Origin of the sequence: Streptomyces sp. DSM 41931, assembly GCF_050271085.1 — a bacterium.
Classification (GTDB): Bacteria; Actinomycetota; Actinomycetes; order Streptomycetales; family Streptomycetaceae; genus Streptomyces; species Streptomyces albogriseolus.
This window is the reverse complement of the sequence record NZ_CP189902.1, coordinates 2,516,680-2,529,155: the sequence shown is the minus strand read 5'-3', so window position 1 is coordinate 2,529,155 and position 12,476 is coordinate 2,516,680. Positions and strand designations below refer to the sequence as shown.

Genomic DNA, 12,476 nt, shown 5'->3' with positions numbered 1-12,476 from the left:
GTTGGCGTTCTGATGGGCGCAGCGTTGGCCGTCGGGTCGACTCCAGCCCTGACCAGTGAGGCCGTGGCAGGTACGCCGGATGCGCCGGTTTCGCCGACGAGCGCGGCGAAGACTGCCGACCTGGACGCCAGTGGTCTCACGGAGGCCGAAGCGCTGGAGAAGGCCAAGAAGACCGGCGAGCCCGTGGAAGTTGTGTCGCTGCGCGGGGAGGCGAGTGAGGTCTTCGCGACTCCGGACGGTCGGTTGCAGGCGCGTGAATATCTGCGTCCGGTGTGGACCCGCATCCACGGCGGCTGGAAGCGGGTCAACACCGACCTGACTGCCACGAGCGACGGCACCATCGCCCCCGAGGCGTCAACCATAGATCTGGAGTTTTCCGGCGGAGGAGAGAGCCCGCTGGTGCGTATGGAGCGCGCCGGGCGTGAACTGAGCCTGACCTGGCCCACGCCGTTGCCGAAGCCCGAGGTCGAGGGTCCGGTCGCCACGTACCCGTCGGTGCTGCCGGACGTCGATTTGCGGATGACGGCGCAGCAGGACGGGTTCACCCAGTTGCTGGTGGTCAAGTCGGCGGAAGCTGCCGCGAGCCCAGAGCTCGCCCAGTTGCGGCTGGAGCTGGATACGCGCGGTCTGTCGGTGGAGGAGACCGAAGAGGGGGGACTGCAGGCACTCGACAAGGGAGCCGAGTCGCCGGTCTTCGAGGCTCCGCGGCCGATGATGTGGGATTCAAGCCCGGGAGAGAGCCCGGCAGGCGCGGAATCGAGCATGACAACACCAGTTGAGAAGGCAGGGGGCAGCAGTGCGTCGGCCGGCGCGGTAGCGGAGTCGGGCGATCAGCCGGGCGCGGGGGAGTCGGGCAAGCTCGCCCCTGTCGGGGTCGACGTGGCGGAGGGGCAGGACGAACTGGTTCTGACGCCGGACGCGGATGTGCTGAAGGGAGAGGACACCGAGTACCCGGTGTTCATCGACCCGCAGTGGTACACCCCCAAGGCCTCCGCCTGGACGATGGTGTCCAAGTACTGGGCGGATTCACCACAGTGGAAGTTCAACGGTGACTCCGATTCGGGCCTCGGCTACTGCAACTGGAACTACTGCAAGCCGCACGACACCAAGCGTCTCTTCTACCGCATCCCCGTATCCAAGTTCGCGGGACGCAGCATCCTGTCAGCGGAATTCGTCGTACGCAACACCTGGTCGGCGTCGTGCTCCGACCGTGGCGTGCAATTGTGGCGTACCAAGGACATCAGTTCGTCCACCACGTGGAACTCGCAGAACGCCTCGGGCTTCTGGATCGACCACCTCAAGACCGAGGAGTTTGCGTACGGGTACGAGGGGTGCGCTGCCAAGGACGCCGAGTTCGAGGTGAAGTCGGCTGTCCAGCAGGCCGCGAACGGCAAGTGGTCGACGATGACCTTCGGTCTGCGGGCGTCGAGTGAAAGTGACGGCTACGGCTGGAAGCGGCTCTCGGACGACGCCTATCTCCGGGTCGAGTACAACCGTCCGCCGGCCCAGCTGAAGATGTCGCAGCTCACGATGACTTACGGCGGTACCTGCAAGACCCCGTCCTCCCTCGCCCGCGTCCGCACCCTCGGCACGATCCGCGCGAACAATGTCACCGATCCTGACGGGGACAACGTCGGTGTGCAGTTCCAGGCGAAGTGGGACGGAGGCTCGTGGAGTCCGACTCGTGCGGCGGGCAAGGCGTCCGGCTCGTCGTTTGCGATCTCCCTGCCGTCGTCGATCCCGAAGAACAAGACCGTCCGCTGGTACGCCAGGGTCTTCGACGGGGCGCAGTACTCACCGTGGTCACATGCGGGGGCCGCATCGGCGTGCTATTTCGTCTACGACACCAGCGTGCCCCAGGCGCCGACCGTGAGCTCGGGAGAGTATCCGGAATCGGATCCGGCCAACCCCGAGGACCCCTGGTACGACGGAGTGGGCCAGTACGGGTCGTTCACCGTCGACGGGGTCGACTCGGACGTGACGACGTACTGGTACGGCATCAACGGGGATCCGACCTCAAGAAACAAGATCACCACCTCGGGCGGTGCAGCGCGGATCGCGAAGGTGCTGCCGGCCAGACCCGGCGTGAACTTCTTCACGGCACAGGCCTTCGACTCAGCCGGTAACGGCAGTGAGATCCGCACCTACCAGTACCGGGTCAAGGCCGGGCAGCCCGACCGGGCGACATGGCAGATGGACGAAGGCGCGGGGGCGAACCAGGCGAAGGGATCGACACCCCCGCGCACCCTGAAGCTGCTCGGTGGCACGACCGCCGAAGCCGAAGGCGCGGTCGGCACAGCGGTGCGGTTCAACGGCACGGACGGATATGCCGACACCGACCTCTCACCGGTCAACACCACACAGGGCTTCACCGTCTCCGCGTGGGTCAACTTCGATCAGCAGCCCACCCGCTCGATGGTGGTGGCGACCCAGCCGGGCAACATCACGGCCGGTTTTGAGCTCTACTACTCCCCGGTCCACGGATGGGTGTTCAACCAGCACGCATCGGACACCGCCGGCGCCGCATCGGTCATGGCGAAGGCTGCCATGCCCGCCCCGGTCACGGTGGGCAAGTGGACGCACGTCGCCGGATCCTACGACGCGACCCTGGACCGGCTGCGCCTGTACGTCGACGGTCAACTGGTCGGTGAGAAGTCCTGGTCGACCCCCTGGAACGCCCGCCGCGGTCTCAGAATCGGGGCCGGTTCCTACAGCGGAACGCCCGGCAACTTCTTCTCCGGCGCCATCGACGACGTGCAGATCTTCAATCGACAGCTGGAGGACAGCGAGGTCACTCAGCTGCACGCGAAGCAGACCGTCGGCGACCCAGGCTCGCCCGCGCTCGCGGTGTTCCCCATGGACGAGGCAGCCGGCGCGACGGAGATCGTCGGACACGGCGGAGTGATCCCGGCGACCTACCACGGAACGGTCACCACGGGCGTGCCTGGAGTCGCGGGCAAGGCCGCCCACTTCGACGGCACCACCGGCTACGCGAAGGTCGGCGAAACGAGCGCCCCACACGTGAACACCTTCCGCAGCTTCACCGTCTCGGCCTGGGCCAAACTGGACTCCCTGGCGGCCGAAAGCGGCGTAGTGGTGCTGCAGGCCGGCAAGGAACGGCCCGGGATGGAGCTGTACTACTCCGCCGCCGCCCAGCAGTGGGCCTTCGCCCAGTACACCGCGGACTCGGCGGACGGGGGCATCACCCGTGTCACGCAGCCCGCCGGCGCAAAGGCCTACGCCGGGGAATGGGCGCACCTGGTCGGAGTGCACGACACGGACGACAACACGCTCACCCTGTACGTGAACGGCACGAAGGTCGGCTCCGTCACCCAGAACAGCCCCTTCTACGCCGACAGATCGATGTACATCGGCGTCGGTGACTTCAGCGGAGCGAGGCAGTACTTCTTTCCTGGCACCGTTGACGACGTGCGTGTGATGGACCGGCCGGTCTCCGCCGAGGAAGTGCAGCAGTTGTTCAAGCAGCGGCCACTGGTCAAGGGCCGTTGGCTGCTGGACCAAGCCACCACGACCACTCCGGCCACCAGTCCTGACGCCTCGGCCGAGAGCCGGGCACTGGTCCTGGGCGGCGGTGCGAAGACCGGCTTCGGCTGGGTTGACGACGGAGCCCTGGAACTGGACGGCATCGACGACCATGCCGCGACCGCCACGGCCGTCGTCGACACGAACGCCAGCTTCACGGTGATGGGCTGGGCCCAGGCTGCAGGCGCGCCTGCCAACAGCGCGGCCGTCCTGAGTATGCCCGGCACAACCAACAGCGCTTTCGCGGTACGACATGTACCCACGCCCGGGGATGTGGACGACGCCGGGCGTTGGGAGATATCGATACCGGACTCCGACTCGGCGGGCGCCACAGTCGTGCGAGTGGAGAACCACCGGTTCTACGACGCACGGGACTGGAACCACCTGGCGCTCGTGTACGACGGCTCCACCAAGGAAGTCCGGCTGTACGTGAACGGCGAGTTGGAAGAGGTCGCCTGCGCGGACGGGGACGGCGACGGCGAGTCCGACGACACCACCTGTGCCGACCGAATGTCGTGGGCCGAGAACGTGCTGTCGTACAAGGCCACGGGCGGACTGCAGATCGGCCGGGCCAGGACCTCCGGGGAGTGGGGCGAGTACTGGCCCGGGTCTGTCGATGACGTATGGGTTTTCCAGGGTGCGCTGAGCGAGCTGCAGATCGCCCGCCTGTCGCTGGGCTGGCCGGGGATCCCCACCGAGGTACCCGGCGATGGCTGACCTGCCGTCGGTCTCCCGCATGTCCCACCCCGCCGCACCGACCGCGTATGACGAAGGACGAGGATGAACGGTAGATCCCGGACGCGAGTCCCTGCCCTGCGCCGCCGCATCGCTCTGGCCTCGGCCACGGTGATGATCGGTACCTTGCTCCAGGCGGCGGCCCAGCCCGCGTCGGTCGCAGCCGACCGCGACTCCGGCCGCCCCGACCTGCCCGCGTCGGAGAAGCCGGTAGAGGTCTCGGCCGTCCCGGTGATCCCGCGTACTCCGACGAAGGGCCCGCGCACTCCCGCGAAGGCCCCGCGGGCGGCCTGGCCGCTGGCGGGCGTGGCGACCATCGACCCGCCAGAGGACTCATCGTCTGTCGTACGGGCGAAAGGGCTGCCGCTGGCGGTCGGCGGCAAGCAAGCGCCCGAGAAGGTGCGGGCCCGGATATTCGACCGGGAGAGCGCCAGACAGGTTGGAGCGGACGGTCTGCTGTTCAGTCTGGAAGCCGACGAGCCGGACACGACCACGAAGAGGAACGGGGGCGTCGTACGGGCTCGGCTCGACTATTCCTCCATCGCCGAGGCGTTCGGTGGCGGTTATGCCGACCGGTTGCGCCTGGTCGAGCTGCCGACCTGCGCGCTCACCACCCCGGCCAAGGCCGCCTGCCGTAAGGCCACTCCCATCGAGGCCGTCAACGACACCGAGTCGGCGACCCTCACCGCATCGAGCATCCCGCTGAAGGCTTCCGGCGCCACCGTCCTTGCGGCCGTCGCCGACGACGCGAGCATGGGCGGCGACTACAAGGCCACTCCGTTGTCGTCGTCGGCGCAGTGGAGTACCAGCCTCAACACCGGCGACTTCTCGTGGTCCTACGCGATGAACGTGCCCGATGTCCCGGGCGGGTTGCTGCCGAGCGTGGGGATCTCGTACTCCTCAGGGTCCGTCGACGGCCGGTCCGGCAACTCCAACAACCAGGGCTCCTGGGTCGGCGACGGCTTCGACATGTGGCCCGGCTCCATCGAGCGGCGCTACAAGTCCTGCATGGACGACGGAATCGAGCACGCCGACGGTGGGAAGCCGGCCGACCTGTGCTGGGCGTACGACAACGCGTTCATCTCCTTCAACGGCAAGGGGGGTGAGCTGGTGCCGGACGGCACCGACCTCTTCCGGCTGCGCGACGACGACGGCACCAAGATCCAACGAATGCGCGGCTCCTCCTCCGACGTGCGAGCCAACGATGCGCGGAACGATGAGTACTGGAAAGTCACCACTCCGGACGGAGTGCAGTACTACTTCGGCTACAACCGGCTGCCCGGCTGGACCGACGGCAAGGAGACCACCAACTCCACGTGGACCGCTCCGGTCTTCGGTGATGACGCCAATGAACCGTGCCATGCCTCGTCGTTCGCCGACTCCTGGTGCCAGCAGGGCTGGCGGTGGAATCTCGACTACGTCGTCGACCCGCACGGCAACGCGATCGCGTACTACTACGACAAGGAGTGGAACTCCTACGGTCGCAACCTGGATGAGAAGGCCAACACGCGATATGTGCGAGGCGGCAGCCTCGACCGGATCGAGTACGGTCTGCGCTCCTCCGCCATGTACGCACAGCCGCTGGCAAAGGTCGACTTCACCAGCGGTAAACGCTGCCTGCCCGACGCGAACACCACCTGTGGCGACATCGACGAGGACGCCTCTTACTGGTACGACACCCCGTGGGACTTGAACTGCGACGAAGGCGCCACCTGTGATCAGGGCCGACTCGCCCCGGTGTTCTTCACCCAGAAGCGGCTGACCTCTGTCGCCACCCAGGTGCTGAAGTCCGGTGCCTACACGAACGTCGACTCCTGGGAGCTCGTCCACCGCTGGGGTATGGCCGACACCGATTACCAACTGCTGCTGGACTCCGTGCAGCGCACCGGGCTCAGCGCCACTCCGGCGATCACTCTCCCGAAGACCACGTTCGGGTACGTCCAGCGGGCCAACCGGCTCGACAAGACCGGTGACGGATATGCGCCGTTCATCAAGGCACGACTGAGCAGCGTCGCCGACGAGGCGGGCGGCCAGATCGACGTCGGCTATTCGACGGCGGCCTGCGACGCCGGGGCCCTGCCCTCTCCGCAGACCAACACCACACGTTGCTTCCCGCAGTACATCGGCGGCAGCTCCTCCGACGATCCGGACCTGCACTGGTTCAACAAGTACGTCGTCTCCACCGTCACTCTCACCGACCGCACCGGCGGCGCACCGGACCAGGTCACTTCGTACGAGTACCTGGATGGCGCCGCCTGGCACTACGACGACGATGACGGGCTGACCAAGGAGAAGGAGAAGACGTGGTCACAGTGGCGTGGTTACGGCCACGTCCGGGTGAAGACAGGTGGACTGGGTGGCGCGGCGGCGATGAAATCGCAGGCCGACACCTACTTCCTGCGCGGCATGGACGGCGACCGCCTCGCGCCCAGCGGCGGCACCAAGTCGGTCGACGTTACTCTCGGCAGCGGTGAAGGTGACCCGATCACCGACCACGAGTCGGCCGCAGGCTTCGCCTACAAGACCGTGCAGTACTCCGGCCCCGGCGGCCGGGTATTGAGCAAGGTCGTGAACCGGCCCTGGCACCATGAGACCGCGAAGCGCACCCGCTCCTGGGGCACGGTGACCGCCAACCTCGCCGGCACCGGCCAGGTCCGCTCGTGGACCTCGCTGGACGACGGCGCGGGTGCCAAGTGGCGTACGACCACGGTGAACAATTCCTTCGACACCGTCGCAGGCCGCATCACCCGTATCGACGACCGCGGCGACGATGCCACCACTGCCGACGACCGATGCACCCGTACGACCTATCCGGCGGCCGGCGCGATCCTCACTCTTCCCTCTCGGGCTGAGACCGTCGCCATGAACTGCGCCGGGACGCCTGACCGTGCCGAGCACGTCATCTCCGACCTGCGCACCGCTTATGACGGCCGGGCCTACGACGCCGCGCCGGCCAAGGGCGACGCGACGGCGACCGCGGTCCTCAAGTCCCACGACGGCACAACGGCCACCTACACGGAGAGCGGTGCGACCTACGACGCTTACGGCCGCAAGCTCACCAGCACCGACCTTACCGGCACCCTCACCGTCGCCTCCGGCACCCTGACCCGCACCGTGCGCACAGACGGCCTTACGACGACCACTGCCTATACCCCGTCGACCGGATTCCCCACCTCCGCAAAGGTCACCACGCCTCCTGCGAAGTCTGGTGACAGCAGCACCGCGCTGTCCACGACCACGACGAACGACCCGGCACGCGGAGTGCCGCTGACCCAGACCGACAGCAACGACAGAGTCACCAACTTCGCTTACGATGCGCTCGGCCGCACCACCAAGGTCTGGCTCGCCGACCGGCGTACGAGTGACATCCCCACGTACGAGTACACCTACAAGGTCACCGGGGACGCACCTATCGCGGTCGGTACCAAAGTCATCGGTAACGACAATTCCCAGGTCGTCTCGTACGTCCTCTATGACGGTTTCCTGCGGCCTCGCCAGTCCCAATCCCCGGGTCCCGACGGCGGACGGCTGCTCACCGATACCTTCTATGACGAACGCGGCCTGACAGTAACGGAGTTTCTGCCCTATTACGCTACCTCCGCGCCCTCCACATCCCTGGTTGCACCGGAGGACGCGCTCAGTGTGGAGACCCAGAACCGATATGCCCACGACGGCCTCGGCCGGCAGACGGAGCACCGGCAGATCTCCGGCAACGGAGACGGCGGCAAGCTCCTCGGCACTACCCGTACTCTTCACGGCGGCGACCGCACCACCGTGATCCCACCCGAGGGCGGCACCGCCACCACCACCCTCACCGACGCCCGCGGGCAGACCACAGAACTGCGGCAGCACCATCAGCGCATCCCGGAGGCCTCGTACGACACCACCAAGTACGCCTTCACTCCAGCAGGTCACCTGTCCAAGGTGACTGATCCGGCAGGCAACGAGTGGGATTTCGCGTACGACCTGCTCGGCCGGATGACACGGTCCGACGACCCGGACAAGGGCACCACTCGCTACCACTACGACGACCGGGGCCGGCTCACCTCCACGGTCGACGCCCGTGACACCACGCTCGTCAACGTCTACGACGGCCTCGGCCGCAAGACCGAACTGCGCTCCGGTTCCGTCACTGGCCCGCTGCGCGCCAAATGGACCTACGACACGCTCAGTAGGGCCAAGGGGTACCTCGCGCAGACCACCCGTTATGCCGATGACGGACTGGCCTACACATCCCAGGTGCTGGCCCGTGACGGGCTTTACCGGCCGCTGCGCACCTCGGTGACGATCCCGGAGTCCGAGGCCAACATCGGCCTGGCCGGCACCTACCTCTCGGGCGCCTCATACAAGTCGTCCGGTCTGCTCTTCACTGTGGGCCTGCCCAAGGCAGGCTCCCTGGCTGCGTCGACGATGGCCTACGCCTACGAGGACGACACACTGCGGCCCATCGCGGTGGAAGGCCCCGTGAACCTCAAGGCCACCACGTCATACAGCCTCACCGGGAAGCCGCTGCAGTACGAACTGTCCGACTCGGGCAGCAAGAATTCCTGGGTAACCAACGAGTACGAGCCAGGCACTCAGCGGCTGGCGTCCACCCGCGTTGACCGCCAGGACGTCCCCGGCGTCGACCAAGCCTCCACCTTCCGGTATGACGAGGCCGGCAACGTCCTCTCCGTCTCGGACACCTCCCGCTCCGGCACGGACACCCAGTGCTTCACTTACGACCACCTGCGCCGTCTGACAGAGGCCTGGACTCAGTCCACCACCGCCTGCGCGAGCACGCCCAGCGCCCCGGTGCTTGGCGGCCCAGCCCCGTACTGGACCTCTTACGGTTACGACAAGACCGGCAACCGCAGCACCGAGGTCCAGCACGACACCACCGGTGACACCACAAAGGACGTCACCAGCACGTACGACTACCCGGAGCCGGGTGCGGCCTCGGTCCGCCCGCACGGCCTGAAGGCGGTCACCCGCGTGGGGGCCGGTGTGACGTCCGGCGACTCGTACACCTACGACGCCATTGGCAACACCGACGCCCGCACCCTGGGTGACGGCACCACACAGGATCTGGAGTGGGACGCCGAAGGCAAGCTCGCCAAGGTCACCGAACCCGTCGAAGGAAGCTCGCCCAAGGTCACCGAGTACGTCTACGACGCCGACGGCAACCGTCTGATCTCCCGGGCTCCCACCGAGACCACGCTTTACCTCGGAAGCACCGAGATCACGGTCGCCAAGGGCAGCAGCACACCCCGTGGCACCCGCTACATCGACCTCGGCGGAGGACACACAGCCGTCCAAGAGGACGACGGCACGGTCTCCTTCACCACAGCGGACCACCACGGCACAGCCCTGCTCGCCATTGAGGCGTCCACCCAGAAGCTGACCCAGCGCCGTACTTCCCCCTTCGGCGGAATTCGGGGCGAGGAACCGGTGGACTGGCCAGGTACCAAGGGCTTCGTCGGTGGCACACAGGACACATCCACAGGCCTGACGCATCTGGGCGCCCGTGAGTACGACCCGTCCACGGGCCGTTTCCTCTCGGTCGACCCGATCATGGACTTGACCGACCCGCAGCAGATCAACGGCTACACGTACAGCAACAACAACCCGCTCACCTTCTCCGACCCGTCGGGTCTGTACTGCGACGGATGCAGCGCCAACAATCCGGACTCGGTTTGGCACCCCAGTAAGGGCAACGGACCGGGCTGCACGCATTACACCTGTTATGACCAGGACGGCAACGACCTAGCGAGCGGGTCCGGGGGAGGTGGGGGGTCGACGAGCTCGCCGGCGGTGACGATCAACGTCACCGAGAAGAATGGCGCGGTCTTCATCGAGAACATTCAAATACCGGCAGCGCGGGAGCTGGCGGCAATGTTCCCGCAGTACCAGGAAAGGGAGCAGCAACTCGAAGCGTGGGCAGAGCGCAAGTGCTCGCAAATGGATGACAGCCTCGATGCGTTCTGCGGCGCGGCCGAAGCTCTCGGCATCGTCCACCACGAACAGACCTTGTTCCAGCAGATCGTCATATCCCTGGTTGCCCCCGACGTCGATGCGTGGAAGAGCTGCTTGAGCGGAGAAAGCCTCGGTGCTTGCGGCTGGGCGATGACGGACTTGCCCTGGGGGCGAGTGTTCAAGGGGTTGAAGATTTTCAAGGCGGATCCGCCCTGCAATAGCTTTGCCACTGGTACCGAAGTCCTTATGGCGGACGGCAGCAGGAAACCCATCGAGGACGTCGAAGTCGGCGATGAGGTCCTGGCTACGGATCCAGAGACGGGGAAGACCGAGATAGAGACGGTCACCGCTGAAATCACCGGCGAAGGCCCGAAGAACCTGGTGACGCTCTCCATCTCCGTGGGCGGGGAGGAGGTGTGGGTCACCGCGACGGATGGCCATCCCTTCTGGGTGCCTGGTCTCGAAGAGTGGGTTGACGCCGGTCGGCTGACCGCTGGCCAAGAACTGCACACCGTCAGCGGAAAGACCGTCCGCATCAACGGCACCTCCCTGACGCAGCGCCCGGCTACCGTCCACAACCTGACTGTCACCGACCTGCACACGTACTATGTGCTGGCGGGTGGCACGCCGATCCTGGTGCACAACACGTCGCCAGCTTGCGAGATCAACGTGAGTCGCAGTAAGTATCCTGAGTCTGCTCAGCACATCGAGGATTCTCAGGCGGCGGGTTACCCGGCCGAATTGACTATTAACCGTAAGGGTGCAGAAGCTAACCGCAGGGACTCGTTGCGTGGCAAGCCGCGTGTGCCCGGCAAGGACCGGGACGAGTACCCGCCAGCAATGTTTGAGGAGGGTGGGACTGGCGCCAGCGTGCGGCCTATCACTCCTGGCGATAATCGAGGCGCGGGGTCCGCAATGGGGCGTCAGTGCCGCGGCCTTCCTGACGGGACGAAGGTGCGAATAGTGGTGTGTGACTGATGGGTAGTCGATTGGAAAAGCTGATCTCGCTCGCGGGGCCAGCGCTCGGGGTCAATGGCGTGAGTAAGCCGCTTTCGGTCGAAGGTCGTATTGGCGGTGAACTGAACACTCTGCTGGGACGTATCAACGGATTCTACGCCTTTGAGGCGTCCCTGCATGTGTTCCCTGTGGACTCGGCGGGCCTCAGCACTGACTTGGAGGAATGGAACGCCCCACAGCTCTGGCGGGATGCCTATGACGGCATGGCGGAGGGATTTTTCTTCTTCGCTGAAGATATCTTTGGTGGTCAGTTCGCAATCAAGGATGAGGTGATCTATTCGTTCGATCCGGAAACTGGAGAGAGCTCTCCCGTTGCAGAGAGTTTGGAAGGTTGGGCAGCGGAAATTCTCAGTGACTACGAGTTTCTGACCGGGTATCCCATAGCGCATGAGTGGCAGACTGTGAACGGTGTGATTGAGGATGGATCTCGCCTTATCCCGAAGTGTCCATTCGTGTTGGGTGGAGAATTCTCCACCGGAAACATGTATGTGCTCGATTCTGTGAAGGCAATGCGCCTTCGAGGGGACTTGGCGGTGCAACTCCGAGATCTCCCGGATGGGGCAACCGTGCGATTCAGAATCGTAGAGTAGATCTCTTGGGCTTAATTGCAGCCAGTTCGGAGATTCAACGCTCAGTGCCCACACATACTGACCTTGAATGCTTGATGTCGTCATGGTGGCTGCCTTCGGAGGCCTGTGCCGGTGAGGCAGCCGTAGAGGACGTCGGAGCGGTACTGGACTGGCGTAGGCCGCGCCGGACCGCGGTGATCAGGTCGTCGGGGTCGGCGAAGGCGCGATTGGCCGTGATGGTGCGTCGTAGGGGCGGACCAGACGCTTCGACTGGGTTGAGGTCGGGTGCGTAGGGCGGCAGCTGGAAGACGGTGAGCCAGTCGCGGTCGGCGATGCAACGGCGCACGCTGTCCGTCAGATGGGTGTTCGAATGTCCCAGACCAGCACGATCGGGCCGCCGAGCTGTTGGTGGGCGGTTTGGATCAGGTCGCGGTAGTCCTTCAAGGAGGAGCCCTTGCGTCCATCCGGCAGGGCGTCCGGGCAGGGTCGGTAATCAGTCGGAGGGGTTCGCCGGACTTCTAGCAGGCCGGGGCGGCCACCGATGAGCGGCGGCGAGGGCGGCCCCGCACTGCGGACCAGGTGCGTGGCCGCGGCGGGACCACAGGTCCTGCCTCGCCGCTGCGTCGTCGAAGGATCCTTCGCCTGGATCCTGCGCAG

General features: G+C 65.8%; 4 protein-coding genes. 3 read left to right on the top strand and 1 reads right to left on the bottom strand.

The genetic code is table 11. The features are described from left to right. The first annotated feature begins 12 nt into the window (after positions 1–12). The 3 genes from ACP7TJ_RS11670 (at position 13) to ACP7TJ_RS11660 (ending at position 11,840) form a co-directional block, all read left to right on the top strand. Positions 13–4,260, top strand: a complete 4,248-nt coding sequence (locus ACP7TJ_RS11670) for a LamG-like jellyroll fold domain-containing protein (RefSeq protein WP_387789804.1) — start codon at positions 13–15, stop codon at positions 4,258–4,260. A gap of 63 nt (positions 4,261–4,323) precedes the next feature. Beyond that, positions 4,324–11,211, top strand: a complete 6,888-nt coding sequence (locus tag ACP7TJ_RS11665) for a polymorphic toxin-type HINT domain-containing protein (protein ID WP_367559346.1) — start codon at positions 4,324–4,326, stop codon at positions 11,209–11,211. Positions 11,212–11,222: 11 nt separating this feature from the next. Next, a complete protein-coding gene (locus ACP7TJ_RS11660) occupies positions 11,223–11,840 on the top strand; it encodes an SMI1/KNR4 family protein (protein ID WP_218061068.1) in 618 nt (205 codons plus the stop codon). Between the two features lie 34 nt (positions 11,841–11,874). On the opposite strand, the gene ACP7TJ_RS11655 is transcribed toward ACP7TJ_RS11660, so the two are convergent. Continuing rightward, positions 11,875–12,177 carry a transposase gene (locus tag ACP7TJ_RS11655; RefSeq protein WP_427767334.1) on the bottom strand — a complete coding sequence of 101 codons (303 nt, stop codon included), beginning with the start codon at positions 12,175–12,177 and terminating at the stop codon, positions 11,875–11,877. Positions 12,178–12,476: the final 299 nt, after the last annotated feature.